We start from the raw sequence: 25591 nt of genomic DNA, 5'->3' as shown, positions 1-25591 counted from the left end.
ACGAGCGCTCCCGCACCGTGCTCGACAAGGGCCTCAGACGCATCGCCAAGGGGGCGCTCGGGGCCAAGGACGAAAAGGCCGTCCAGGCCCACGACGACGCGGCCTTCGACCTCATCAACAAGTACGTGCTCTCCGAGGCCAAATTTGACGAGAAGGACGCCGACGCCGCGTATGGGAAGTATCTGGGGTATGCAGGTATCGAAAACGAGAGCACGAAACAAGGGGATCGGCAAGGCGCAAAGCGTTCGGACATGCGGACCATAGAATACAATTACGAACGGGATGGCGGCGATCATGGGGAAGCGCTTCCGTATAAAAGGGGGCGGGAGTAAAGCTGGAGGTGTTTGCCGCAGCTAATGCCAAGGCCCCGACCGGCGGCGAGGATGAAGAGGAACGGGCAGACAATGCCAAGCCTCAAATCCCGGACGACCGGCAACAGGGTCACGATGGCAGTCAGCATCCGGACAAGGGGAAAACCAATCTGGCTGCGGAAGAAAAACCATCAGAGAGGCCGCTGCCCACGAAGAAACCAGAACCTGATGCGGCCACCGAAAAACCGGAGACTCCCGAACAACGGGCGGAATTGCGTGAGGTCACCCCAACAGTGCCTGAATCCGCCAGGATAAAAGACGGGAAAAGACAACTTGCACCTTTTACCCCGAGCCCCTATCGCGGCAGGAAGTTTGATACCCGCCCTGGCGGAGATAATGGCCCGACCCTGACATTCGACAATGACGTCCCTGAAAACCCATCACCCGATTGCGCCGTCCACCCCGATCTGGCAACAGCAGTCGAAGAAATTGCCGTAGAATCAGGGCTTGACCTCAATATCAATAGCACAACGGGCGGAGACCACGGCGGTTCAAGGAGCAGACACTATCAAGGAAAAGCTATTGACATTAACAAAATCAACGGAATACCTGTAAGTGATCCCGCCAACGAGGAGAATGTAAAGAAGCTCCAGGAAATTATGCGCGAACATAAGGGGATGAGAGAATGCTTCGGCCCTCATTTGCAAGAGCAGATCAAAAGCAACGGCAGAGAGAAGATACCCTCAATGGCTCGAGGGCACAAAGATCATATTCATTTCGCCGTTCAATAAAACAAGGTAGGATATGGCGGGCGGGGGCGCTGCTCCTGTTCGCCATATTGTTGAGCTCTCAAGCCGCTCTTGCTTTGGATTTAAAGCGTTTTACACGAATTGAAGACAAGACCCTTTGCCAGATATTCAACAATGGCGGTGAAATAGCCTGGTTTACAGGATATGCATTCTATTCGCCGTATATGATCCGGGTGATCGGGGCGAGGGGGGAGTTCAACACTCCATGGGAGGAATGCAACTCCATATTCCAAGATACGATCATCATCAGCGCCAACAGCTTTGACGAAGCCCCGGAGGTCACAGCCTACGCGCTTCCGCTCGCTTGCGGTTGGCAATTCAGCCGTTGGTTGGAATTTCCACCCTCTTCAAAGGGGGAAGCCCCTATCACATTGGAGTTTATAAAGAACTCACCGGCCAAGAAAGATGAATTGGTTTGGGTCATGATTAACCCGTATCAGGCTAAGCTGCTCGACAAGTCAAAGCGGGGAACGGACACCTATCCACCCAACATGGGTTATGCCAAACTCAAGACGTTATGGCAGAACAATATTGCTGAAATCATTGAGAAGCTCGGTTCCCTGCGGCAGGACGCCTCGACGCCCCATCTGTTCAAGGCCGATGTCAACAGAGTCCGCCTGCGCAAAGATTATACAACGCAGACCGGCGGCAAGACTCGAGAGGCGATCAGCATCTTCGTTGCTGAAGAGAATAGAGCATTCGGGGCTACTTCCTTTTATGTCGAGCGCCTCGACGACGGGGACTGGGCCTTCGGCGAATGGACGCTGACGGGCAGGGAAAGCATAGAGGCCGGTTACCTGGGCTTCACCCTTGTCGACCGGGAGTCGAAAAAAGTGCGGCGCATCCTGTGCAACCCCTGGACGGCATACTATAAGGACGCCGCCGAGTAGCAGCCCTTTCGGGAAACTCCCGCCGCCCGCTCCGTGCATCCCCGCCGCCTAGGCGGCTTCCTGGGGGCGCTCCACGCCCTTAATGACCACCAGGGTGACGTCGTCGCGCTGCGCGGTCTGGCCCGTGAACTCGTGCAGGCGGCGGACCACGGCCCGCAGGATGTCCCGCGCGCTCCCGGAGGCGGCGGACCGGATCGCCTCGCGCAGCCGCTCCCCGCCGAACATCTCGCCGAGGTCGTTCACCGCCTCCCACACCCCGTCCGTGGTCAGGACCAGGACCTGCCCCGGCGCGGGCAGAGCGGCCTCGTGCTCGTGATACAGCCAACTCTGCTCCACCCCGAGCGGGATGTCCTCGCCCTTGAGTTCGGAGAACCCGTCCGCGGCCGGGTCGTAGACCAGGGGCGGCTGGTGTCCCGCGTTGACCCAGGCGGCCCGGCCGGCCCCGTGGTCCATCTCCATGAAGAACAAGGTGATGAACCGGCCGCTCTCGCACACGTCGCGGGCCAGGTGGCGGTTGGCCATGTCCATCCGCCGGGAGAGAGGCGCGGGCATGGACGCGCTCTGGCGGACCAGGGCCCGCCCGGCGGCCATGAGCAGGGCCGCGCCGATGCCGTGGCCCGAAACGTCGCCGATGACCACGCCGTAGCGCGTGCAGCCCGGCTGCTCGCACTCGATGAAGTCGAAGAAGTCGCCGCCCGTCTCGTCGGAGAAGCGGGCCGTGCCGGCCATCTCCAGGCCGGGCAGGTCCGGCGCGTGGTCGGGCAGGAAATGCTGCTGGATCTCGCGGGCGATGAGCAGCCCCTCGCGCATGCGCATGCCCTCCCGCAGGGCGCGGATCATCTCGTTGGTGTGCCCGGCGATGACGCCCAGCTCGTTGTTGGTGATGACCGGGACCTGGCGGGTCAGGTCGCCCCGGCTGACCCGCTCCAGGACACCGGTCTCCAAGGCGAAGAGCAGCCGCAGGTTGCGGGCGTAGGAAAAGACGAGGTTGACGCCCAGCAGCAGGAGCAGGGAGATGACCACGATCACCTCGCGCAGCACCGTGCGGCTGAAGGACGCCACGGCGTCGGGATGGGGGCCCTGGAGGGCGAAGAGGCCGACGTCGCGCAGGAGCACGAGCAGGATGACCACCGTGACCAAAAACAGGATGAGCACGGCGGCCAGGGCCACGGTGCGGGTCATGGGAGTGAACCGCACGGGTGGGTCGTAGCTCGCCCCGCCCCGGGCCGCCTCGCCGATGACCTCGCGCTCGCGGGCCAAGGCCAGGTCCAGGGCCGCGAACACGCCCAGGGTGAAAAGCCCCACGGCCAGTTTCAGCCCGCTCTCCATGAAGGGGAGCCCGAAGACCAGGAACAGCCCCAGGGCCGAGACCAGCCCGGCCAGGATGAACAGCCCGAGCTCCACGCGGAACTGCCGCCGCCCCCGGCGCACGGGCGGCGCGGGCTCCACCAGCGCCCGCTCGGCCACGCCCCGCAGGCAAAAGGCCGCCACCAGGGGCGCGAGGATGGCCGCCCCGAGCATCCAGGACGGGAGCTTTGTCATGAAGGGGCAGACGCGCGCGCCATAGAGGGTGCCGCCGAAGACGGCCATGGCGTAATAAGCGGCGGCCCTGAGGGTGGACGATACCGGTTTCATTGCGTCATCCCGTTATTTTCCTGCTCACATGCTTTGCCATCGGGCTGAATCTCGTTTAATCAAAAGTTGGCACGACTATAGCGAACAATTCTTTTCTGCAAAAGGAAGTATTGCACCATGAGAAAATTCACCGCCTTCGTCACGCTGGCCCTCCTTCTCTCCGCGTCGTCGGCCTTTGCGGGCCGGGGGTTTCCCCTGGCACTGGGCGGGTTCACCCTCGGCGAGAACGTCCATGAATACGCCTCCTGCTGCGATCTGAAGCTCGCTTCCCCCATGCCTGACTCCCCCTTCCTCACCGAGATGCACCTCAAGCCGGACTTCCTGGACGGCGTGCGCGGAGGCAGCCTGACCTACGCCAACTGCAAGGAAAAGGACAAGCTGGTCCGCATCAAGCTCAAGTTCCACAACCGGGGCCAGGCCCTCTTCGAGGACCTGCTCGCGCGGTACAAGGCCGCCTTCGGCGATCCGGACAGCTACCAGGGCGACACCTTCCGCAACGTCATCGCCTGGCAGTGGGACTTCACCAAGGGAGACCGGAGGGTTTCCGTGCTGCTGATGTGGAGCCGCGACAAGGAGACCCGCCCCGGCGTGTCCATCAAGATGACCCTTGAATCCGCCATGGACGCCGAATACGCCTGCTTCAGGGAGCGGATGGACCAGTTGGAGAAGAAGCGCGGCGGCCCGAGCAAGATCAAGGACCTGAACGCCTTCGTGCCCAGATAGCATGACCGACCTGGCCTGGAACGGCGTGGGCCTGCGCGCCCCCGACGCCTGGGAGCCCGCCTCGCTGGAGCGGGACGGCCTGCTGCTGGAATGCGGAGGGCGGCCCGCCTGCGAACTGAAGTGGAACGTGGTCCAGGGGACCTTTTCCTTCGCCCGGCACATGAAGCGGCTCTCCCGGCGCAACCGCGACGCGGACATCCTGCCCGTGGACCCGGCGGACACGCCTCCGGCCTGGGCCTCGGCCGTCGGCGGGCTGGAGGACTCCGGCCTGGCCCTGCGCAGCTTCCTGTGGCGCGCGGGCGACGAGCGCGGCCTGGGCGCGGCCCTGCACCACCCCGCCACCGGCCTGGCCGCCCTGGTCCAGTTCTTCGTGCGCACGCCCGAAGACGAGGACCTGGCCGCCACGGTCCTGGCCTCCTTTCGCGACCACTCGGGCGGCAAGACCGTGCCCTGGGCCATGTTCGGCCTGGCCGCGCGCGTCCCGGCCCGCTTCCGGCTGGAGACCTTCTCCTTCAAGCCAGGCCGCTTCACCGTCCAATACTGGCGGACCCGCTCCATGCGGCGGCAGGACCGGCTCCCGGCGGGCAAGGGGCCGGGCGTCCGCCTGACCTTCGAGCGGTTCGTCCCGGCCGACGCGCTCCTGCGCGGCCGCGACCTGGCCGACTGGTCCCGCGAGATCCTCGACCTCCCGAAACGGCCGGTCCCCGAGGCGACCCCGGACGGCCTGGCATGGGCGGGCGTATCGCGCACCTCGCTCCTCAGACGGCTGCTGCGTCGGGAAATCCGGGCGCGCGGCGTCGTCCGCCTGGCCGGAAAGAACGCCATCCTGGCCGTGACCGCGACGGGCTCGGACCCGGTGGACGCGGCGGAATTCGACACCGTGGTGCAAAGCTATGGGATTGTTTAGGAAGAAACGGCCCGCCCCGGCCATGCCCCGGAGCCAGGCCCTGGACATGGTCCCGGTGCGCAACCGGGCCGTGGAGGAGGAGCCGGCCGGGGAAGGGCTGGTGCGGCTCGCCTACCCCCTGGCGGTCAAGCCGTGGTTCGGCCGCATGGCCGACGCCGTGGGCCTGTGGGACGGCCGCCCCATGACCAAGCGGGTCGAGCTGGACGAACTGGGCTCCTTTGTCTGGGACCTCATCGACGGCAGCCGCTCCGTGCGCGACATCGCCCGCGCCTTCACCGACCGCTACCAGGTCCAGCCGCGCGAGGCCGAGCTGAGCGTCACCGCCTTCATCCGGACCATCGGCCAACGCGGCATCATCGGCCTGAAGGACCCGGACTAGCGGCCGGGCTCGAAGACGCGCTCCACCCGCATCATCTCCCCGGCCTGCAGCAGGAACCGGTCCATCTCGCGCCGCTGGTGCGGGCTGAACCGGAGCAGCAGCACCCCCTCGAACTTGTTCACCACCGTGAACAGCCCCAGGTTGTCGTGCCCCTCCAGGAGGAATCGGAACCGAGCGATGTCCGCCGGGTCCACGCGCACGTAGAGGCGCTCCGATTGCTCGGGCGGCGGCGGAAGCACGCGCTTCCGGGGTCTGCGGCGCGAAGGTGAAGCCATGCCCGCGTGGTATCCGGTCGGGCGGGGAAAGGCAAGCCTCTCGACGGGCGGCCCGGCGGCGGAGCCTGGGCAGCTCCCTCCGGCAGGGTGGCCGAGGGCTCCCCTTACGCCTGTTCCGCGTCCCGGCCGGGGCAGGGGACGCCGTGGGCGATGTAGATTTCGCCGAGGTCGCGGATGAGCCGCTTGTTGTCGAACACGGCCCGGACTTTTTCGCGGGCGGCGGGGATGACGGCGCGGCGCAGTTCCTGGTCGGTCAGGGCGCGGCGGATGATGTCGGCCAGGGCGGCCGGGTTGTCGGGCGGACAGAGCAGGCCGGTCCGTTCGTGGGCGACGAGTTCGGGCACGCCGGAGATATCGGTGGCGGCCACGGGCACGCCGGTGGCCATGGCCTCCGCCACCACGTTGGGGATGCCGTCGCGGTCGCCGTCCGCGGCCTGGCGGCAGCCGAGGGTGAAGCAGTCGGCCTCGTGGAGCAGGTCGATGACCTGGTCATGGGTGATGGTGCCCGGCATGTCGGTGACGTCGGCCAGGCCCAGTTCGTCGATCCAGGCGCGGACCTTGCGGTCAAAGGATTTCTTGCCCTGGCCGACCAGAGTGAAGCGGAAGTCGAGCCCGGACCGGCGCAGCAGGGCGAGGGCCTCGAGGATGGTGTCGATGCCCTTTTTTTCCACAAAGCGGGCCACGGTCAGGATGCGATAGGGCGGCGCGGCTTCGGGGGCGCGGCCTTCCGGGGAGAAGAGGTCGAGGTTGATGCCGTGGTAGACGCAGTGGACCGGCTTGTCGGCCGGGGCGATCTCGCGCAGGTGGGCGGCGTTGTACCTGGTGCAGGTGACCACGAACCGCGCCAGGTCGAGCTTGTCGGCGATGCGGCGCGGGTCCTGGGTATAGATGTCCTTGGCGTGGGCGGTGAAGGAAAAGGGCACGTCGGCCAGGCAGGCGGCGTACATGGTCACCGTGGTGGGCGTGTGGGCGAAGTGGCCGTGCAGGTGCCCGAGGTCCACGCCGTCGTCGATGACGGATTTCTGCATGATGTAGCCGCCCTGGAGCAGGTGCTTGACCCAGGTGTGCTTCTTGGGCGCAAGGCGGAAGCGCGGCAGCATGAGCTTCACGCATTTCCAGTAGCGCCGGGGGTGGCGCAGGACCAGGCGCAGGTTGTGCCAGAGCAGCGCGGGCAGCCCCCAGATCATGGACTCGGGCAGGTAGGTGACCTTGGCCCGGATCTCCTTGACCGAGGCGTGGGAGAAATTTTCGCGCGGGGCGCGCATGGAGTAGATGTGGATGTCGAATCCCATCTTTTCAAGCAGGCGGATCTCGTTGGATATGAAGGTCTCGGAGATGCGGGGATAGCCCTTGAGGACCATGCCCAGCGTCCGGCCCCTGGGGTTTTCGTCAGTCACGGCAATGTTCCCGGAAGTGGGCGAGGCGCTCGCACATGACGTCGAGCCCGGTCATGCGGAACCGTTCGAGGTCGGCCACGCAGCGGCCGGGGTCTTCGAGCAGCCCGTTGACCTTCTCGCGCAGCAGTTCCGGGGTGACGTCGTCCCAGCGGATGTAGTCGCACAGTCCGCGCCCCTTGAAGACCTTGGCGCGCAGGAGCTGTTCCTTGCGCGGGTTGTCGCGCGGGATGACCAGGGCGGGCTTGCGCAGGGAGAGCAGTTCGCAGAGGGTGTTGTAGCCGCCCATGGTGACCACGAGGTCGGCCTCGGCCATCTGCTTCTCGATGTTCTTGATGAAGGGCTTGATCCGGACCTTGAGGGCGCGGGCGCGGTCGGCCAGTTCGTCCAGGCGCTTGAGGTCCAGGAAGGGGCCGGTGATCATCACGGTGTGGAAGTCCACTGTGCCGTTGGTCTCCAGCATCTTCAGGTAGTTGTCGAGCACTATGTAGCCGTCGCCGCCGCCGCCGATGGTGACCAGGACCTGCTTGTGCCGCCGCCGGACGGACTTGCGCACCGCCGGGACCTTGCGCGGGATGTAGCCCGTGAACACGGTCTTTTCCGCGATGTCGTCCGGAAAGGCGTATTCCTTGATGGGGTTGTACAGGTCCTTTTCGCCGTAGACCCAGATCTCGGAGTAGTAGTCGCGCAGGATCTCGTGGAATTTCTTGCGTTCCCAGTCCCGGCGCGTGGATTCGGCGTCGTCCAGGATGTCCCGCAGGCCGAGGATGACGCGGGTGCAGGGCAGGCTCTTGCTGATCCACTTGAGGGTGGGCATGACCTCGTTCTTGAGGCCGGAGGGCACCTTGTCCACGATGAACAGGTCGGGTTTGAAGGCCTTGCAGGTGGAAAGGATGATGTTCTTGCGGATGGCGATGGCCATCTTGGGCTCCACCTTGATGGAATGGGGCACGTAGACGGTGTTGGTCTTCTTGATCATGCCGGGCATACGGACAAAGTCCACGCCCGCGGGCATGGAGTATCGCCCGGCGATGGGCGAGCCGGTGACGATGAGGATGTTCACCCCCGGCCGCACCAGGTTGCGGGCGATAGCCAGGGTGCGCCGGATGTGTCCCAGACCGTACGTGTCGTGGGAGTACATCAATATGTTGTACGAATTCGGTGCCATATCCTCACATCACGCCTCAAAGACACGGCGGGCCGTCTTCCGGCCCCGGCGCAATGCCTCGGAGACTATCGGGTTACGCGGGTTCTGTCCAGAAGAGAGGAGAATCATCCGGCGCCACCACCCGTCCCGCCCAAAGCCCTAGCGGCCGCGGGCTTCCGGGTTGACGTCCAGGCACAGGGCCGGATCGAAATCCGCAGCGCCCGCCGCGCCGGAAGTGTTTTCCGCATACGGGACATGGTCCGGCCGGGCCGCCAGGGCGTGCGAGAATCGCCGGGCCGCCCCGGCGCGGTCGCCCGCGCGCCAGGCCAGCACGCCGAGGTTGTTCTCGGCGCAGGGATGGCCGGGAGCGAGGTCCAGGGCGCGGGCGAAGGCCCGGCCCGCGCCGCCGTCGTCGCCGACCACTGCCAGTTGCACGCCCTCAACCAACGCCGCCTGCACGGGCGTGAGAGCGACGTGGTCCAGCCCACGGCAGGGACAGCGCTTGCGCGCGCAGGGCTCGGCCCCGTCCAGCAGCCGGACCTCCTCCATGACGTTGCCGAGCACGGTCTTGTCGCCGGGGCAGCGCATGACCGTGCCGTCCGGCTCCATGCGCAGCAGGGTTCGCCCGGCCGAGCAGGGCACGCCGAGGAAGTTGAAGGCGATCTTGAACCCCTGCTCCGGGTGGTCGGCGAAGATGGCCCCTGCCCGCTCGCCGTAGGCCTCGGGATAGCGGCGGCCCTCGAAGCTCCCCCGGAAGGGACGCGGCGTGATGGCGATGCCGTGCTCCGCGAAAAAGGCGCAATCGGCCGGGAAGCGGTCCTCCAGGGTGGGGTGGACCACGTAGTTGACGATGACCTTGAACCCCCGGTCCATGAGCAGCCGGGCGTTCTCGATGAAGGCCGGGACGCCCCTCACCCGCTCCCGCTCCTCGATGTGCAGGGCCACGTAGAGGTCCTGGACCCGGGCCGGGTCCACCCGCTCGGCGAAGTCGCGCACCTTGGACGAGACCGAGAGGTTGGTGTCCACGCCGATGAAATGGTTTTCGGTCAGGGCGAGGCAGATGTCCACGAAGCCGGGGTAGATGAAGGGCTCGCCGCCGGTCAGCCCCACGGTCCAGGCGCGGTCCGTGGCGTCCAGAAAGTCGGTGACGCGCCGGACGGGCAGGGTCTCTGTCACCGGGGTGTTGTCGTGCGGGAAGTAGCAATATTCACAGCGGAAATTGCACTTGCGGGTCATGTTCCAGATGAGGCTGTTCACGGGCGCTGTCATGGCGTTTCCTCTCGCGCACCTTCCTGACACGTATCAGGGCAAAAGGCCAGCATCCCTCTTGGAGTTTTTGAATACCTCTGCTATGCTCCCTCTCCCATGACAACGGATGCACTGCAGACACTGACCCGCGAACTGGACGCCTGGACCGGCCTTGAGGCCCGCGCCACCCTTTGGTGGCGGGACGACGACGCCGCCAGGCCGTGCGTCGAGCTGGACCGCCTCTTCAAGCTGAGCAACGGGCACGCCGCGCCCTGCGGCCTGGCCGTGATCCCGGCCGAGACGGGCGAGCCCCTGCGCAAGGACGTCTCGGGCCAGCACCACATCTGGGTGCTCCAGCACGGCTGGGCCCACGCGAACCACGCTGAAAAGGGCCAGGGCGCCTGGGAGCTGGGCGCGCACCGGCCCAAGTCGGTGATCTTGGAGGAACTGCGGCAGGGGATGCGCAAGCTCTCCCAGCTTTTCAAGGACCATTTCCTGCCGGTGCTGGTGCCGCCGTGGAACCGGCTGGACTCGGACCTGCTTCCCTACCTGCCGGTCATGGGCTACCGGGGGCTCTCGGCCAGCTTCCGCCACCAGCGCCCGGTGCCGCCCAGCGGCCTGCGCGTGGCCGACGCCCACTGCGACCTGCTGACCTGGAAGCACAAGCCCGCCGGCTTCGCCGGGGCGGAAAAGTGCGTTGAACGCATCGTCGCCCACCTGCGGGACAAGCGTGCCGGCGCCGTGGACCCGGACGAGCCCACCGGCATCCTGACCCATCACCTGGCCATGGACGCCGAGGCCTGGGCGTTCATGGACGAGCTGCTCGCCCTGGTCAAGGCCCACCCGGCCGCCGACTGGATCAGCCCCGCGGACATCTGGCCCGCCTGAAGCCGCACACCGAGGACCGATCAATGAACCCAACCCTGCGCCGGGCCACCCCCCGGGACATCGACGCGATCTGCCGCCTGCTGGCCACGCACATGAACCCGGACTTCCCGCCCGAGCGCTGGCGCGCCCTGTTCTCGCCCGGCTGGTGCGGCCGCAAGCCGGACTTCGGCCTGGTGGTGGAGGACGGGGACGAGATCGTGGGCTTCCACGGCCACGTCTGCTCTTCCCGCCCCCTGGGGCTCAAGCGCGAGCGCTTCGTCAACTTTTCGTCCTGGTACCTGAAGAAGGAATACCGGGGACAGGGACTGGGCCGGGCCATGGTCGAGATGGCCACGGACGACCCGGATTCGACCTACGTGGTCTGCTCCCTCTCGCCCAAGCGGGTGGACCTGTTCAAGCGGCTGGGCATGGATGTGCTGGACACGGAACGGCTGGTCTGGCGCAACGACGGCAAGTCGTTCGACAACCTGGAGATCTTCACCGACCCGGCCGAGATCGCCCGGCTGGCCTCCCCGCCCGACGCGCTGGTGCTGGAGCACCACGCCGGGCTGGCCGCCGCCCCGGTCCTCGTCTCCACCCGCTGCTGCCTCTGCCTGCTCCTGCTCTCGGTGGCCAAAAAGGGGAACGACGTCCTCTATTACGACGTGCTCTACCGCAGCAACCCGGCCCTGTTCACCGAGCGCGCGCCCGACATCGCCCGCGCCCTGCTCCCGGACGGCGACTGCGTGCTGGCGGCCGACCGCCGCTTCGTCCTGGACAACGGCCCCGGCGCGACGCCGGAGCCCCTGCCCTCCCCGCGCTTCTACAAGTCGTCGCGCGTGCTGCCCGGGGACATCGACCTGGCCTACTCCGAGATCGTCCTCCTGGGCCTGAAGCTCGACTAGCACCGGCAGCCCGCCACCCCCCGTTTCCAGGCCGTCCCGCCGCGGCCTTGTCCGGCGTCCGCGGCCCGCTCCTGAACCCGAACCGGGAATCCGGGCTTCCGCCATCTTCCGGCCGGAGTTCAAAAAAAGCACGGCCGCTTCACCTCGGGACATCGGACGGAGCGCCCTCCGCCCCCGGCGAGAGGCCGCAACCTCTTAAAAGATGCGGTCGATGAAGCTCTGGATGCGCGGGTCGCGGCAGTGCTCGCCGAAGAACTCGTCCGGCGCGCCCTGCGCCAGGAGGGAGCCGTTCTCCATGAACACCACCCGATCCGCTATCTCGCGGGCGAAGCCCATGTTGTGGGTGACGATAATCATGGTCATGCCCTCGTCGGCCAGTTGCTTGATGGTGGCGAAGACCTCGCCCACCAGCTCCGGGTCCAGGGCCGAGGTCGGCTCGTCGAAGAGCATCAGCCTCGGCTGCATGGCCAGGGCCCGGGCGATGGCCACCCGCTGTTTCTGCCCGCCGGAGAGCGAGGCCGGGTAGCGGGCCGCGAAATCGGCCATCCCCACCTTCTCCAGCATGGACAGTGCGACCTTGCGGGCCTCGTCCATGGGCGCGCCCAGCACGGTGACCGGGCCCTCCATGGCGTTGCCGAGTACTGTCATGTGCGGGAAAAGGTGGAAGTGCTGGAAAACCATGCCGATCTGGGTGCGCAGCTTGCAGATGTGCTTCGGCTTGTCCAGGACGAGCTTGCCCTTGACCGTGCGGTAGCCCACCTCGCGGCCGTCGAAGAGGATGGTCCCGGAGTCGATGGTCTCCAAGAAGTTGATGGCCCGCAGCAGGGTGGACTTGCCCGACCCCGAGGGGCCGATGATGACCGTCTTCTCGCCCGGGGCCAGGGCGAGGGAGACGTGGTCCACGGCCCGGTGCCCGCCGAAGCTCTTGACGATGTCCCTCAGTTCCAGAAGCGCGTGCATCAGCGTTGCTCGTAGGCCCCCACCCGGGCCTCCAGCCACTCGAAGGCGAAGGTGAAGACCGTGGTGAAGGCGAGGTAGATCACGGCGGCCAGCCCGAGCACCGTGACGTTGAACGAGGCGTTGAAGAGCTGGTCGGCCGTGCGCATCAGCTCGACCATGGCGATGGTCGAGACCAGGGCCGTGTCCTTGATCAGCGCGATGAATTCGTTGCCCACCGGCGGCAGGATGACCCGGTAGGTCTGGGGGATGATGACCCGGCGCATGGCCTGCCAGTAGGTCATACCCATGGCCTCGGCCGCTTCCATCTGGCCCCGGTCGATGGACAGGATGCCGGAGCGGATGATCTCGGCCAGGTAGGCGGAGTAGTTGAGCCCCAGGCCGATGAGGGCCGCCGGGACGGGCCGGAGCGTGATGCCGATGGCGGGCAGGCCGTAGTAGATGAAGAAGAGCTGGAGCAGGAGCGGCGTGCCCCGGAAGAGCCAGATGACGAACCAGCAGGCGCGGCTGAGCGGCCGGAAATTCGAGATGCGCCCGAGGGCGATGACCAGGCCGCCCAGCGGGGAGACCAGTATGGTGAAGAAGACCAGCATCAGGGTCATGACGCTGCCCTTGAGCAGGTGGGGCACGAACTTGACCGTGTCCCTGAGCAGCCGCCGCCACTGGGGCAGCATGGCGTCCGTGACCGAGGCGCGGAACCGCACGGCCTCAATGTTGTCGGGATACACGGCCAGGAGCTCGTCCACGACGTTCAGGGCGGCCGGGTAGTCCCCCGCCGCGAACTCCAGCCGCGCGGCCTGCATCCGGCTCGACGCGAACTGGCCCTCGTCCCCCTCGGGGCCGGGAGCCGGGACCTGGAGATACACCGCCACCGCGCCCTTGAGGTCGCCGGTGACCATGATGTCGGCGGCGCGGCGCAGGAGCGCGTCGGCCTCGGCCTGCCCGCCCGACGGAGCGGCCCAGGCCGGGACGCAGAGGCAAAAAACGAGGAGCGCCGTCAGCGCGGCGCTCCTCGCCATGTCAAACCTTGGTCTCACGACGCTCGCTACCACTGGGCCGGGTTGGTGACGTCCTCGCCGAACCACTTGCGGGAGATGGCGCCCATGGCGCCGTCCGCGATCATCTCGTCGATGGCCTTCTGGACCATGCCGCGCAGGGCCGCGTCCTCCAGGCGGAAGGCGATGCCGAAGGGCTCCTTGGTGATGAAGCCGGGCAGGGCGCGATACTTGCCGGGCCGGGAGGCCATGTAGTAGCGGCCGGTGACGTTGTCCACGACCACGGAGTCGATGCGTCCGGCCTCAAGGTCGAGGAAGGCCTTGGGGTTGGTGTCGTACTCGCGGATCTCGGCGGCCTTCTGGGGCAGTTCCTTGGCCGCCTCCAGGGCGGGGGAACCGGCCTGCACGCCGATCTTCTTGCCGCCCAGGGCCTTGAGGGACATGATGGCGGTCTCGTTGACGCGCACGGTGGCGATCTGGCCGTCCATCAGGTAGGGCTTGGAGAAGGCGACCTTCTGCTGGCGCTCGGGCGTGATGGTCATGCCGTTCCAGATGCAGTCGAACTTCTTGGCGTACAGGGAGTTGATGACGCCCTTCCACTCGGTGGGCTGCCAGACGATGGCGACGCCCAGGCGCTTGCCGACTTCCTCGGCCGCGTCCACGTCAAAACCGACAAGGACGCCCGCTTCGTCGCGGAAACCCATGGGCGGGAAGGCGTCGTCCAGGCCGATGACCAGCTTGCCGGACTCCTTGACGCGGTTCCAGGAATCATCGGCCGCCATGGCGGCGGCCGCGCTCAGGGTGAGCGCCAGGAGCAACAGGGCGAAAAATAAACGTTTCATCGTACACCTCACTCGGGATTCAAACGTTACGGGCAGTTACACAAGACTGTAACTGTTAATGTTTTTCACCCGCCTTGGCAACGATGAATTGTGCATGTCATTTCAATATATTAAACTGCCGAGAACAAAAGGACCGTGCCGAGCCGGCAATTCCGTCGTTCGTTCGGCCAATCGGCAAGCGGCCGAAGCCCCGGCCCTAGCGAACCACGGAGAGCAGGCCGTTGATGGCGGACATGACCGACTGGGTCTTGACCGCCCATCGGTCGCCCGAAAAATCGTAGCGCCGCGCACGGACGCCCCCGGCCCAGGCCCAGGCCATCCAGACCATGCCCACGGGCTTTTCCGGCGTGCCGCCACCGGGACCGGCCACGCCGGAGATGGCCACGGAAACGTCGGCGCCCACCGCCTTCAGCACGCCCTGAGCCATGGCCCGGACCACAGCCTCCGAGACCGCGCCGTGCGCCTCCAGCACGTCGGCCGGAACGCCGAGCAAGTCGCGCTTCACATCGTTGGAATAAGCCACCACCGATCCCCTGAACCACTCGGAGCTGCCGGGGACGTCGGTCAGGGTGGAGGCCAGGAGCCCGCCGGTGCAGGACTCGGCCGTGGCCAGGAAACTGCCGTTGGCCCGCAGGCATTCGCCCAGCTCGGCCACGGCGCGGGAGATGAGTAGGGTATCCATGCCTCCCTGTTTACCCGAGAGCCGGGCCGGTTGCAATGACCCCGGCCGCCGGGTATCGTGCCGCCAGGAGCGACCATGACCCTCACCCCCGCCGAACTCGCCGCCCTGGCCCTGGCCCGCCACCGGGAGCCATGGAACTGGACCCTGCACCTCGCCGGGCTGGCCGTCCTGTGCCTCGCGCTGTTGCTGCACGGCCCGCTCTGCGCCTCGGCCGGGCTGATCCTGCTGGCCGCCGGATTCTTCCGCTGGCCCGCGCCCGTCCGGCGCGACACGCGCTGGCTGCGCCTGGTCCACGCGGCCGTGGAGTGGGAAAAGGACTGGGTGGCCGCGCCCTGGAACCGGCGCAAGTGGCTGTGGCTCCTGCTCGCCCTGCCGGTCTCCGGCTACACGGTCTGGGCCCTGTGGACGCGCGAACTCGCCTCCCTGTCCCTGCTCGCCGGGTTCGCCGTGCTGGCCCGCGTGGTCCGGGAGAACAAGGAGAGCGGCATCGACCCGTAAGAACTGGACGCGGCCCCTATCCCGACTTACTATGAATGGAACGTACATACAGCAAACCACGGAGAAGCACATGAGCGACGATGTCAACGCCTGCAGGCAATGGCTCAATGAAGTAAACTGGGACATGATCCACGAGGACGCCGTCACCCTGTACCTGGAGTGGGGCAACAACAACTATCGCGACGCCATGCGCTCCCCCGTGACCCGCAGCGGCGAATATTCGATCTATTTCGCCATCGACACCTGGGAGGAGCCCAAGGTGGTGCTCATGCGCATGAACAACTACGGCTCCACCATCCTCTGCTCCAAGAAGATTCCCGACGCCCTGGCCAAGCAGCTTACCGACGACCTGGGGGGCATCAAGGGGATTCTGGCCCTGACCCCGCCCATCCGCGAATGGCTGGAGAAGGAGCTGGATCGCTGATCCGCCCCGCCGCCTGAAAAAGGAAACGGGCCGCCCCGAAAGGAGCGGCCCGTTTTTTTTCGTCCCGTCGCGCGCGGAGGATTATTTCGGCTCGACCACCTCGATACCGCCCATGTAGGGCTTGAGGGCCTCGGGAATGACGATGGAGCCGTCGGCGCGCTGATAGTTCTCGATGACCGCCACCAGGCAGCGGCCCACGGCCAGGCCGGAGCCGTTCAGGGTGTGGACGTACTCCTTCTTCTTGGCCCCCTTGGGCTGGAACCGGATGTTGGCCCGGCGAGCCTGGAAGTCCTCGCAGTTGGAGCAGGAGGATATCTCGCGATATTTGTCCTGGCCCGGCAGCCAGACCTCGATGTCGTAGGTCTTGGCCGCGCCGAAACCCATGTCGCCCGTGCACAGGGTGATGACCCGGTACGGCAGCTTGAGCAACTGCAAGATCCTCTCCGCCGACCTGGTCATGTCCTCCAGGGCCTCGTAGGAGTGGTCCGGGTGGGCGAAGTTGACCATCTCCACCTTGTGGAACTGGTGCTGGCGGATCAGCCCCTTGGTGTCCTTGCCGTAGGACCCGGCCTCGGACCGAAAACACGGTGTGAAAGCGCAGAACTTGACCGGCAGCGCCTCCTCGTCCAGCACCTCGTCCGCATAGATGTTGGTCAGCGGGACCTCGGCGGTGGGGATGAGGAAAAAGTCGCGCTCGTCCGTCAGCTTGAACAGGTCCTCCTCGAACTTGGGCAACTGGCCCGTGCCCGTCATGGTCCTGCGGTTGACGATGTACGGCGGGATGACCTCGGTATAGCCGTGCAGGCCGGTCTGGGTGTCCAGCATGAACTGGGCCAGGGCGCGCTCCAGCCGGGCGCACCAGCCGAAGCTCACGCAGAACCGCGCGCCCGCCAGCTTGGCCGCGCGTTCGAAGTCCAGTCCGCCCAGGGCGACGCCCAGCTCCCAGTGCTCCCTGGGCTGGAAATCAAAGGCCGGCACGTCCCCGACCACGCGGACAACCGGGTTGTCCTCCTCGCTGACCCCCACGGGCACGGACGCGTGCGGAATGTTGGGAACGGACATCATCCATTCCTTCTCCGCCGCCTCCACCTGGGACAGCTCGGCGTCGAGCTCCTTGGCGCGTTCGGCCACCCGCTTCATTTCTTCCAGAAGATCCTCGGCGTCTTCGCCGGCCCGCTTGCGCTTGGCGATTTCCGGCCCCACGCGATTCTGCGTCGCCTTGAGCGCCTCCACATCGGCGATCAGCGCCTTGCGCCGCTCGTCCATGGCCAGGAACTCGGCCACGTCGATCTTGGAATTCCGCTTCCTCAGGCTCTCGCGGACAACGTCCGGGTCCCTCTGCATCAATTTGAGATCAAGCATTCCCCTATCTCCTCGATTCGATTCGCCCCCCGTACTACAGCAAGACGGACCGATTGAAAAGGGGGGCGACGACGGCCCCGCATCGTGCGACCTCTCCCGCCGGTCCTTTCCTTCGCCGCCGATTTCGGGCAGAACGTCCCCCATGAGCGAGAACTCCCTTTTCACTCCGGCCCGGCACGCCGCCGAGTTCGTGGCGGGCGTGGACGAGGCCGGGCGCGGCTGCCTGGCCGGGCCCGTGGTGGCCGGGGCGTGCATCCTGCCCGGGGAATACGACCTGCCGGGCCTGAACGATTCCAAGAAGCTGACCGCGGCCCGGCGGGAGACGCTGTACGACCTGATCCGCGAGCAGGCCGTGGCCTGGGCGGTGGGGGTGTCCTGGGCCCCGGAGATCGACCGGGTGAACATCCTCCAGGCCACGTTCCTGGCCATGGGCCGGGCGGTGCGATCGCTTCGGCGCACGCCCCGTTTCCTGCGCATCGACGGCAACCAGCGCATTCCGGCCCACGCGCTCCGGCTGGACGTGCCGCAGGAGTGGGTCATCAAGGGCGACGGGCTGGTCCCGGCCATTTCGGCGGCGTCGATCCTGGCCAAGACGTTTCGGGACCGGCTGATGGTCAAGCTGGGGCGGCGCTATCCGGGCTACGGCCTGGAGACGCACATGGGCTACGGCACCGAGGCGCACATGGCGGCCATCCGAAAGCTGGGCCCGTGCCCGCAGCACCGCCTGACCTTCCGGGGCGTGAAGCCCGAGGAGGCCGCCCCGCCGAGGCAGGGCAGCCTTTTCTGATTTTCCGGCGGCCGCGCCATGGTGGCGTCCCGTGCGCCGCTGTGTTACGTGTCCGGGCATGGGCCTCTTTTCCAAGGTGATACCCTCACGGCGGCGCGGCGACCTGGGCGAGGACGCGGCCGCGCGCTACCTGGAGTCGCGCGGGATGCGCGTCATCGAGCGCAACTGGCGGCACCGCCAGTGGGAGCTGGACCTGGTCTGCCGCGACGGCGACACCCTGGTCTTCGTCGAGGTCAAGACGCGCGCGGCCGGGACCATGGGCTCCCCGGCCGACGGCCTGACCCGGGCCAAGCGCGCCCGGCTGGTCCGGGCCGCCGGGCAATACCTGACCAAGAACGAGTTGTGGGACGTCCCCTGCCGGTTCGACCTGGCCGGGGTCACGGACACGGGCGCGTCCCTGGACGTGGAGCACATCGAGAACGCTTTCGACGCCGAGGGGCTCGGCCCCGGCTGGTGAGTTCAGACATGACCGAATCCGACATGCAAGACGAGAACGGGCACGGTGCGGGCGGCGTCCTGCACGTGGTGGCCACGCCGCTCGGCAACGCGGACGACCTTTCGCCCCGCGCCCGGCGGGTCCTTTCCACGGCGGACCTGATCCTGGCCGAGGACACGCGCCGGGCCGGGTCGCTCTTCGCCCGCCTGGGGCTCGCCCACGCCGGGCGGCTGATGAGCTTCTACGAGCACAACGAGGACAAACGGCTGCCCAAGGTGCTCGAATTTCTGGAGAACGGCGCGTCGGTCGCGCTGATCTCCGACGCCGGGACGCCGCTGCTGTCCGACCCCGGCTTCACCCTGGTGCGGGCCTGCCGCGAGCGGGGAATCCGGGTCACGCCCGTGCCCGGCCCGAGCGCGCCGGTGACGGCCCTGTCCGCCTCCGGGCTGCCGCCCCTGCCCTACACCTTCCTGGGCTTCCTGCCCCGGCGCAAGGGGCATACCGAGAAGCTCCTGGCCGCCCATCGCGACACCGGGGCCACCCTGGTCTTCTTCGAGCGCAAGTCCCGGCTCAAGGGGTCGCTCGCCATCTGCCGCGAGGTCCTGGGCGACCGGCCCTTCTGCATCGCCCGCGAGCTGACCAAGGACTTTGAGGAGTTCGTGTCCGGCTCCCTGGCCGACATCTCGGGCGTGGACCCGGAGATGCGCGGCGAGATAACGGTCCTGGTCGGCCCGCCCGAGGCCGAGGCCCAGACCGGGGAGGAGGACATCGCCCGGATCGTCGAGGAGGAGTCCGCCGCCGGCGGCAAGCCCAAGGAGATAGCCCGCCGCGTGGCCGACCGAGCCCCCGGCTGGACAGCCAAGGAAGTCTATGCTTTGATGCGCGACGCATGAGCCTCTCCCCCATCCTCCGCAAGGCGCTCGACGGCGCGGTCCCGTCCGACGCCGACATCCGGCGACTCATCGAACTGCCCGACGGCCGCCTGCCCGAGCTGCTGGACGCGGCCCACCGGATACGGCTGGCCCGGTTCGGCAACCGCGTCTCGCTCTGCGCCATCGTCAACGCCCGCTCGGGCCGCTGCTCCGAGGACTGCGCCTTCTGCGCCCAGTCGGCCCGCCACCGGGCCGAGAGCCCGGTCTACCCGCTGATCTCCCCGGAGGAGATCGAGACGGCCGGACGGGCGGCCAGGGCGGCCGGGGCCGCGCGCTTCGGCGTGGTCCTGAGCGGCATGTCGCCGTCCGAGGGGGACCTCGCGTCCCTGGCCGAATCCGTGGCCCGGCTGGCCCGGCTCGGCCTGGCCCCGGACCTCTCGGCGGGCATCCTCGCCGCCGGGCGATTAAAGACGTTGAAAAAGGCGGGCCTCGCGGGGTATCATCACAATCTGGAAACGTCGCGGACCTTTTTCCCGCGCATCTGCACCACCCACGGCTACGACGAGGACGTGGACGCGGTGCGGAACGCGATCGAGGCCGGGCTGCACGTCTGCTCCGGCGGCATCTTCGGCATCGGCGAGACCTGGGACGACCGGGTGGAGCTGGCCCTGCTGCTGCGGGAGCTCGGAGTGGACTCGGTGCCGATCAACTTTCTGCACCCGGCGCCCGGCACCCCGCTTGCGGACCGGACGCTGCTCTCCCCGGAGGAGGCGCTGCGCATCGTGGCCGTGTACCGCTTCCTGCTGCCGGACCGGGCCCTGCGCATCTGCGGCGGGCGGCCCACGGTCTTCGGGGCGGGGCGCAAGGGCGAGCTGCTCACGGCCGGCGCCTCCGGCCTGATGATCGGCGACTACCTGACCACCAAGGGCGGGGACGTGGCCTCGGATTTCGATGAAATGAAACGGGCGGGACTGGTCCCGGCCGACGGGGACAAAGGATAGCGACGGATGCCCAACAATTCCCTCACCGACCTGCACGGGCTGATCTGGACCGCCCTCATGGCCGCCCTGGTGGCGGCCGGGGCCTACCTCATCGTGCCCATCGGGCCGGTGCCGGTCTCCCTCCAGCCCCTGTTCGTCTTCCTGGCGGGCTATGCCCTCGGGCCCCGGCGCGGGCCGCTGGCCATGGGGCTCTACATGCTGGCGGGCCTCCTCGGGCTGCCGGTCTTCGCGGGCGGCGGCGCGGGGCTGGGCCACGTCTTCGGCCCCACGGGCGGCTACCTCTTCGGGTTCCTGGCGGCCTCCTGGCTGTGCGGCCTGGCCCGGACTTCCACCCTGGGCTTCACCTGGAGCTCGGGCCTGGCCTTCGGCGGCGGCGCGCTGCTCACGCTTTACGCCATGGGCGCCGTGTGGCTGAAGTTCGTCCTCTCCATTTCCTGGACCAAGGCGTGGCTGGCGGGCGTGGTCCCGTTCATCCCCTGGGACGGCCTCAAGGTGGTGGCCGCCCTGTTCTGCGCCCGGCACCTCCACCGCTTCGGCCTGCTGCCGGGCCAGCGCTGACGGAGGGCTCGCGCGCGTGCTGGAGAAGAGTCTGCATGGGCTGGGCGCCGAAACCCGCGCCATGGCCTTCCTGCGCAGCTTCGTGCGCTGCTACCTGGCCGGGGCGGGCTTCAACACGCGCGGCATGCAGAACATCGGCCTGATCTACGCCATGCTGCCGGGGCTCCGGGCCGTCCACCACGGCGACCCTGCCGCGCTCAAGGCCGCCTGCAAGCGGTACATCGGCCACTACCAGTCCCACCCCTTCTGGACCCCATGCCTGGTGGGCATCTTCCTGCACGTGGAGACGGCCATCGCGGCCGGGCGGTTCCCGGCCAAGATGCTGGCCAAGGTCAAGGACACCACCGCCTACACCCTGTCCGCCCTGGGCGACTCCGTCTTCGCGGGCAGCCTGCTGATCTTCTGGGCGCTTTTGTCCATCTGCCTGCTGCTCTCGGGCCAGACGGCCGCGCCCATGCTCCTGGGCTGCGGCTTCTTCGCCGCGCTCCAGGCGTTCCGCGTCTACACATTCGTGGGCGGCCTGCGCCAGGGGTTCAAGTTCCTGGAGCGGCTCAAGCGGCTGGACCTGATCAACTGGGGCCGCCGGGTCAAGTACGCCAACGCCCTGCTGCTGCTCTGGCTGTGGATCCTGATCTGGCCCCGCCCCTTCGACCGGTGGGAGTGGCTGGGGGGCGTGGCGGCGCTTCTGCTCTTCGCCCGGTTCGTGCGCACGGGGGTCATGTCGCGGGCCTTCGCGGCCGCCATCTTCGTCGTGGCCATCGACCGTTTCCCCCTGGTGGAGCAATGGATTCGCGGCCTGCTTTAGCTTGTTATTTTTTGGACAATCGGCCATAGAAAAGCGGTTACAACAAACGGAAAGGAAATGACGGAAGACATGCAGACAACGGACCAGGAGCAGGACTTCGCCTCGGTGCGGGTGGTCGTTCGCGGAGAGCACGGGCTGCACGCCCGGCCCGCGGGCAAGCTCGCCCAGAGGGCCCAGTCCTTCCGCTCCGAGATATACCTCCTGGCGGGCGAGAACAGGGCGGACGCCAAGTCCATCCTCGACGTCCTGACCCTGGCCGCTGGGCCCGGAGAGGTGGTGCAGATACTGGCCAGGGGCGAGGACGCCGGCGAGGCCCTCGACTCCCTGAAAACGCTCTTCGAAAGGAACCTGGAAGACTAGCCATGGTACACAAGGTCCTGACGGGCATACCGGTCGCAACGGGCATCGCCATCGGCAAGGCGTTCTTCGTCAACCGGAACCACAAGGCGCACCTGCCCCGGCAGACCGTGTCCGCCGCACAGGTGCCCGCCGAGGTGGAGCGCCTCCACCAGGCCTTCGCCGACGTGGGGTCCGAGCTCACCGCCATCCGCGAGCAGGTCCCGGCCGAGCTCAAGGAGTACGGGCTGCTCATCGACACCCACCTGCTCATGCTCCGCGATCCCAAGCTCTCGGGCGCGGCCGAGGAGCACGTCCGGACCCTCGGGCTGAACGCGGCCTGGGCCCTGGAAAAGGCCGTGGCCGACCAGGAGGCCGTGTTCGGGGCCATCCACGACCCGTACATCCGCGAGCGCATGCAGGACGTGCGCGTGGTGGCGGACAAGGTCCAGGCCAAGCTCATCGGGGCCGAGACCGACCTCGCCTCCATGTCCGGCCGGGCCATCATCATGGCCCACGACCTGACACCGGCCGACACCGTGGAGCTCCAGGTCGACAAGATCATGGGCTTCGCCACCGTGCGCGGCGGCAAGACCTCGCACACCGGCATCATGGCCCGCTCCCTGGGCATCCCCGCCCTGGTGGGCGTGGACCGGCTGGAGGACGTGGTCCACGACGGCGACCTTGTCGTCCTGGACGGCCTGTCCGGCAAGATCGTGGTCAATCCCTCGGAAAGCGAGCTGGAGGACTACAACGAACGGGCCGCGTTCTTCGAGGACTACACCCGCAAGATCAAACGCCACTGCCACCTCCCGGCCGAGACCTTCGACGGCTCCCGCGTCCAGGTCATGGCCAACATCGAGCTGGTGGAGGAGGTGGCCTCGGTCATCGACAACGGCGGCGAGGGCGTGGGCCTCTACCGCACGGAATACGCCTACCTGAACCGCACCGACCTGCCCGACGAGGAGGAGCTGGCCGAGAAGTACATCGACCTCGCGGCCATCATGAACCCGCGCAAGGTCGTCTTCCGCACCCTGGACCTCGGCGCGGACAAGTTCATCGCCGCCTTCGGGGAACTGGGCGAGGCCAACCCGGCCATGGGCCTTAGGGCCATCCGCTTCTGCCTCAAGAACCCGCAGCTCTTCAAGACACAGCTCCGGGCCATCCTGCGCGCCTCGCCCTTCGGCAACGTCTCGCTGATGTTCCCCATGATCTCCGGGGTCAAGGAGGTCCGCCAGGCCAAGGCGTGGCTGGCCCAGGCCAAGGCCGAGCTGCGGCGCGAGGGCGTGGAGTACGACCCGGACATGCCGGTGGGCATCATGATCGAGCTGCCCGCCGCCGTGATGATCGCCGAATACCTGGCCCACGAGGTGGACTTCTTCTCCATCGGCACCAACGACCTGATCCAGTACTCCATCGGCGTGGACCGGACCAACCACCACGTCTCCTACCTCTACCAGCCGCTCCACCCGGCCACGCTGCGCTCCATCAAGCTGGTGGTTGACGCGGCGCACCAGGCGGGCATAGAAGTCTCGCTCTGCGGCGAGGTCGCGTCCGACCCGTTCTGCGTGCCCATCCTGCTCGGCATGGGCATCGACTCCATCTCGCTGACGCCCCAGGCCATCCCCGGCATCAAGCGGATCATCCGGCAGACCAACATGCACGACTGCCGCAAGCTGCTCAGGGACGTGCTGGAGTGCCGCACGGTCAGCCGAATCAACAACCTGGTGATGGACAACATTTTCAAGCACTTTCCGGACGAGGTGACCTTCTTCACCTCCCTGCTGGAAAACGACGAGGCCCCGTCATAAGCCCATGGCCAAGAAAAAGAACAAAAGCTCCTCTCCCGACTCCATCGCGGTAAACAAGCAGGCCCACCGCCTCTACGAGATCCTTGAGACCTTCGAGGCCGGGATTTCCCTGCTGGGCAGCGAGGTGAAGTCCCTGCGCGGCGGCCACGTAGCGTTCAAGGACGGCTACGTGGCGTTCCGCGACGGCTCGGCCTACCTTGTGGGCGTGCACGTCGCCCCCTACGAAAAGACCGGCATCTACGACCAGCACGACCCGGAGCGGCCGCGCCGCCTGCTCCTGCACAAGCATGAGATCGACACCCTCCAGGCCAAGACCGACCAAAAGGGCCTGACCGTGGTGCCCATGAAGCTCTACTTCTCCCACGGCAAGGTGAAGCTTCTGATCGGGCTGGGGCGCGGCAAGAACGTCCACTCCAAAAAGGAAGACCTCAAGGCCCGCGACATGGCCCGCGACACCGCGCGCCAACTGGCCGACTACAAGTAGGGGGGGCCTCCCCATGCTCCACACCTTCGAGGACCTGGTCGACGGCTGCCTCGCGACGGGCAGGCGCTTCCACCTGCTCTACGTCTACCTGCGCCTGACCCGGGCCGAGGGCGACGACGCGCTCCAGGCCCTGTTTCCCGGCCAGGACCTCTCGGGCGTGGATTCCCTCGGCGTCGTCCTCTTCGACGCGAGCGAGCCGGTCAAGCCCGGCCTGACCTTCGAGGCCATGCGCCGCAACGCCGACGCCTACTGCCCCCTCTGGGACGTGGTCTTCGTCATGACCGCCCGCAACGCCGACGACTCGCCCGTCACCGACGCCCAGGCCAAGCAGTTCCTGGCCGACATGCGCCAACGCATCCTGTCCGGCGAGTTCCCGGACTGGGCCCCGGTCTTCGACAAGAGCGGCGCGCTCAAGGGCGTGGAGCGCTCCCGGCCCGTGCGCGTCGGCGGCGAAGGCGGACGGCGCAATTGACCGCCCGGTCAATGGAATCACACGCGGCAACTTGCGCCCGGCCGCGAATAAGGTTACGGGATAATGGAGGATACCGTGCCCCCGGAACCCTGGCAAACCGCACAACGCAAAATCAGAGGCTGTCCAAGAATGATGAAACGCGAGGCGCGAAAGAAGTTCAAACTCGAAGCGTACTTCCTGTACGCGAGCGTTTGAACTTCCTGAAGCGACGAAGCGGATCGCCGTTTTTCAACAGCCGAGGCCGAACCCAGCCATGCCCAAGCTGAAGACCCTGCTCGTCCATCCCGACCCGGAAGTGCGCACCGCCCTGCGCGACGTCCTGGAGGACGTCCCGTTCGTGCAGGTCCTGGGCGAAGCGGTCTCCGCCTTCGAGGCCATGGAGCTCCTGGAGTCCATCCCCTACGGCGTGTTCTTCCTGGGCGTGGACCTGCCGGGCGGGGCCTCCGGCATCGAGATGGCCCAGATGCTGGCCGGGCGGAAGCACAAGCCCGCCCTGGTCTTCATCTCCGACTCCGAGACCCAGGCCTACGCCGCCTTCGAGCTGGGGGCCACGGACTACCTGCTCTGGCCGCCCGCGCCGGGCCGCATGGCCCGGACCATCGACCGGCTCCAAAATTTCAAGACCCGCTTCCGCGAGGTGCCGCCCCCCCAGGCCTACGACGCGGCCGAGGCCGAGCCCGACGACTTCGGCGACGAGCAGACCGTCCAACTCCCCCTGCCCGACGAGGAGCAGGACACCTTCCTGGCCGCTCTCAAGGCCGCCTGGGACCAGACCGCGG

At 67.1% G+C, this 25591-nt stretch carries 30 protein-coding genes and 1 pseudogene; 21 read left to right on the top strand and 10 right to left on the bottom strand.

Annotation, left to right across the window (positions count from 1 at the left end; translation table 11 throughout):
* The 3 genes and pseudogenes from PHP91_RS12410 to PHP91_RS12400 form a co-directional block, all read left to right on the top strand.
* Positions 1-332 (top strand): annotated as a pseudogene (locus tag PHP91_RS12410) (hypothetical protein); the annotation flags it as partial.
* A gap of 8 nt (positions 333-340) precedes the next feature.
* Positions 341-1102 carry a hypothetical protein gene (locus PHP91_RS12405; protein ID WP_300141010.1) on the top strand — a complete coding sequence of 254 codons (762 nt, stop codon included), beginning with the start codon at positions 341-343 and terminating at the stop codon, positions 1100-1102.
* A gap of 50 nt (positions 1103-1152) precedes the next feature.
* A complete protein-coding gene (locus PHP91_RS12400) occupies positions 1153-2010 on the top strand; it encodes a hypothetical protein (protein ID WP_300141009.1) in 858 nt (285 codons plus the stop codon).
* A 48-nt stretch (positions 2011-2058) separates the two neighbouring features.
* Here PHP91_RS12400 and PHP91_RS12395 read toward each other — a convergent pair whose 3' ends face one another.
* Positions 2059-3645: a SpoIIE family protein phosphatase gene (locus PHP91_RS12395; protein ID WP_300141007.1), complete on the bottom strand. Its 1587-nt coding sequence runs from the start codon at positions 3643-3645 to the stop codon at positions 2059-2061.
* A gap of 117 nt (positions 3646-3762) precedes the next feature.
* On the opposite strand from PHP91_RS12395, the gene PHP91_RS12390 reads away from it, so the two are divergent.
* Genes PHP91_RS12390 through PHP91_RS12380 form a run of 3 tightly spaced genes read left to right on the top strand, consistent with a single transcriptional unit; the run spans position 3763 to position 5654 of the window.
* Positions 3763-4368 carry a hypothetical protein gene (locus PHP91_RS12390; RefSeq protein WP_300141005.1) on the top strand — a complete coding sequence of 202 codons (606 nt, stop codon included), beginning with the start codon at positions 3763-3765 and terminating at the stop codon, positions 4366-4368.
* 1 nt (position 4369) lies between these two features.
* On the top strand, positions 4370-5275 hold the full coding sequence (locus PHP91_RS12385; RefSeq protein WP_300141003.1) for a hypothetical protein: 906 nt from the start codon (positions 4370-4372) through the stop codon (positions 5273-5275).
* Positions 5262-5654, top strand: coding sequence for a PqqD family protein (locus PHP91_RS12380; RefSeq protein ID WP_300141001.1), 393 nt, complete (start codon positions 5262-5264; stop codon positions 5652-5654). The genes PHP91_RS12385 and PHP91_RS12380 overlap by 14 nt, the downstream gene beginning before the upstream one ends.
* Here PHP91_RS12380 and PHP91_RS12375 read toward each other — a convergent pair.
* The 4 genes from PHP91_RS12375 to PHP91_RS12360 all read right to left on the bottom strand — a co-directional run bounded on the left by PHP91_RS12375 (position 5651) and on the right by PHP91_RS12360 (position 9739).
* Positions 5651-5893 carry a DUF4911 domain-containing protein gene (locus PHP91_RS12375; protein WP_366141567.1) on the bottom strand — a complete coding sequence of 81 codons (243 nt, stop codon included), beginning with the start codon at positions 5891-5893 and terminating at the stop codon, positions 5651-5653. The genes PHP91_RS12380 and PHP91_RS12375 overlap by 4 nt on opposite strands.
* A gap of 140 nt (positions 5894-6033) precedes the next feature.
* Complete coding sequence (locus PHP91_RS12370; RefSeq protein WP_300140997.1) at positions 6034-7326, bottom strand: glycosyltransferase family 4 protein; 1293 nt, start codon at positions 7324-7326, stop codon at positions 6034-6036.
* On the bottom strand, positions 7319-8491 hold the full coding sequence (locus PHP91_RS12365) for a glycosyltransferase (protein ID WP_300140996.1): 1173 nt from the start codon (positions 8489-8491) through the stop codon (positions 7319-7321). The genes PHP91_RS12370 and PHP91_RS12365 overlap by 8 nt, the downstream gene beginning before the upstream one ends.
* Positions 8492-8629: 138 nt before the next feature.
* Positions 8630-9739, bottom strand: a complete 1110-nt coding sequence (locus PHP91_RS12360; protein ID WP_300140995.1) for a radical SAM protein — start codon at positions 9737-9739, stop codon at positions 8630-8632.
* 96 nt (positions 9740-9835) lie between these two features.
* On the opposite strand from PHP91_RS12360, the gene PHP91_RS12355 reads away from it, so the two are divergent.
* Together PHP91_RS12355 and PHP91_RS12350 are read left to right on the top strand one after the other, a co-directional pair.
* Positions 9836-10606, top strand: a complete 771-nt coding sequence (locus PHP91_RS12355; RefSeq protein WP_300140994.1) for a polysaccharide deacetylase family protein — start codon at positions 9836-9838, stop codon at positions 10604-10606.
* A gap of 23 nt (positions 10607-10629) precedes the next feature.
* A complete protein-coding gene (locus PHP91_RS12350; protein ID WP_300140993.1) occupies positions 10630-11490 on the top strand; it encodes a GNAT family N-acetyltransferase in 861 nt (286 codons plus the stop codon).
* Positions 11491-11685: 195 nt separating this feature from the next.
* Here PHP91_RS12350 and PHP91_RS12345 read toward each other — a convergent pair whose 3' ends face one another.
* The 4 genes from PHP91_RS12345 to PHP91_RS12330 form a co-directional block, all read right to left on the bottom strand.
* Positions 11686-12450 carry an amino acid ABC transporter ATP-binding protein gene (locus tag PHP91_RS12345; protein WP_300140992.1) on the bottom strand — a complete coding sequence of 255 codons (765 nt, stop codon included), beginning with the start codon at positions 12448-12450 and terminating at the stop codon, positions 11686-11688.
* Positions 12450-13466 carry an ABC transporter permease subunit gene (locus PHP91_RS12340; RefSeq protein WP_300140990.1) on the bottom strand — a complete coding sequence of 339 codons (1017 nt, stop codon included), beginning with the start codon at positions 13464-13466 and terminating at the stop codon, positions 12450-12452. Before PHP91_RS12340 ends, PHP91_RS12345 begins: the two co-directional genes overlap by 1 nt.
* 26 nt (positions 13467-13492) lie before the next feature.
* Positions 13493-14284, bottom strand: coding sequence for an amino acid ABC transporter substrate-binding protein (locus tag PHP91_RS12335; RefSeq protein WP_300140988.1), 792 nt, complete (start codon positions 14282-14284; stop codon positions 13493-13495).
* 196 nt (positions 14285-14480) lie between these two features.
* Positions 14481-14966 carry a CinA family protein gene (locus PHP91_RS12330; RefSeq protein WP_300140986.1) on the bottom strand — a complete coding sequence of 162 codons (486 nt, stop codon included), beginning with the start codon at positions 14964-14966 and terminating at the stop codon, positions 14481-14483.
* Between the two features lie 75 nt (positions 14967-15041).
* On the opposite strand from PHP91_RS12330, the gene PHP91_RS12325 reads away from it, so the two are divergent.
* Positions 15042-15464, top strand: coding sequence for a hypothetical protein (locus PHP91_RS12325; RefSeq protein ID WP_300140984.1), 423 nt, complete (start codon positions 15042-15044; stop codon positions 15462-15464).
* 70 nt (positions 15465-15534) lie between these two features.
* Positions 15535-15888 (top strand): DVU0772 family protein, encoded by a 354-nt coding sequence (locus PHP91_RS12320; RefSeq protein WP_300140982.1) that lies wholly within the window; start codon positions 15535-15537, stop codon positions 15886-15888.
* Positions 15889-15969: 81 nt separating this feature from the next.
* Here PHP91_RS12320 and serS read toward each other — a convergent pair whose 3' ends face one another.
* Positions 15970-17250, bottom strand: coding sequence for a serine--tRNA ligase (gene serS / locus PHP91_RS12315; RefSeq protein ID WP_300140980.1), 1281 nt, complete (start codon positions 17248-17250; stop codon positions 15970-15972).
* Between the two features lie 142 nt (positions 17251-17392).
* Between serS and PHP91_RS12310 the strand changes: the two genes are divergently transcribed.
* The 11 genes from PHP91_RS12310 to PHP91_RS12260 form a co-directional block, all read left to right on the top strand.
* Positions 17393-18037, top strand: a complete 645-nt coding sequence (locus PHP91_RS12310; protein ID WP_300140978.1) for a ribonuclease HII — start codon at positions 17393-17395, stop codon at positions 18035-18037.
* A gap of 58 nt (positions 18038-18095) precedes the next feature.
* A complete protein-coding gene (locus tag PHP91_RS12305; RefSeq protein WP_300140976.1) occupies positions 18096-18494 on the top strand; it encodes a YraN family protein in 399 nt (132 codons plus the stop codon).
* Positions 18495-18502: 8 nt separating this feature from the next.
* A complete protein-coding gene (gene rsmI / locus PHP91_RS12300) occupies positions 18503-19366 on the top strand; it encodes a 16S rRNA (cytidine(1402)-2'-O)-methyltransferase (RefSeq protein WP_300140974.1) in 864 nt (287 codons plus the stop codon).
* Entirely contained in the window at positions 19363-20346 is a 984-nt protein-coding gene (gene bioB / locus PHP91_RS12295) for a biotin synthase BioB (RefSeq protein ID WP_300140972.1), read from the top strand. The genes rsmI and bioB overlap by 4 nt, the downstream gene beginning before the upstream one ends.
* 6 nt (positions 20347-20352) lie before the next feature.
* Positions 20353-20904 (top strand): biotin transporter BioY, encoded by a 552-nt coding sequence (locus PHP91_RS12290; protein WP_300140970.1) that lies wholly within the window; start codon positions 20353-20355, stop codon positions 20902-20904.
* Positions 20905-20920: 16 nt separating this feature from the next.
* Positions 20921-21709, top strand: a complete 789-nt coding sequence (locus PHP91_RS12285) for a PTS system mannose/fructose/sorbose family transporter subunit IID (RefSeq protein WP_366141566.1) — start codon at positions 20921-20923, stop codon at positions 21707-21709.
* Between the two features lie 57 nt (positions 21710-21766).
* Positions 21767-22069 carry an HPr family phosphocarrier protein gene (locus PHP91_RS12280; protein ID WP_300140969.1) on the top strand — a complete coding sequence of 101 codons (303 nt, stop codon included), beginning with the start codon at positions 21767-21769 and terminating at the stop codon, positions 22067-22069.
* Between the two features lie 2 nt (positions 22070-22071).
* On the top strand, positions 22072-23856 hold the full coding sequence (gene ptsP, locus PHP91_RS12275) for a phosphoenolpyruvate--protein phosphotransferase (protein ID WP_300140967.1): 1785 nt from the start codon (positions 22072-22074) through the stop codon (positions 23854-23856).
* A gap of 4 nt (positions 23857-23860) precedes the next feature.
* Positions 23861-24340: an SsrA-binding protein SmpB gene (gene smpB / locus PHP91_RS12270; RefSeq protein WP_300140965.1), complete on the top strand. Its 480-nt coding sequence runs from the start codon at positions 23861-23863 to the stop codon at positions 24338-24340.
* Positions 24341-24353: 13 nt separating this feature from the next.
* The gene (locus tag PHP91_RS12265) at positions 24354-24812 is read left to right on the top strand and encodes a hypothetical protein (RefSeq protein WP_300140963.1); all 459 of its coding nucleotides are present in this window, start codon (positions 24354-24356) and stop codon (positions 24810-24812) included.
* Between the two features lie 253 nt (positions 24813-25065).
* Positions 25066-25591, top strand: a 526-nt coding sequence (locus tag PHP91_RS12260; RefSeq protein WP_300140961.1) for a response regulator, incomplete at its 3' end; no start/stop codon positions are given.

Source organism: Pseudodesulfovibrio sp. (assembly GCF_028692895.1).
Lineage (GTDB): Bacteria > Desulfobacterota > Desulfovibrionia > Desulfovibrionales > Desulfovibrionaceae > Pseudodesulfovibrio.
This window is presented reverse-complemented; position numbering and strand designations above follow the sequence as displayed.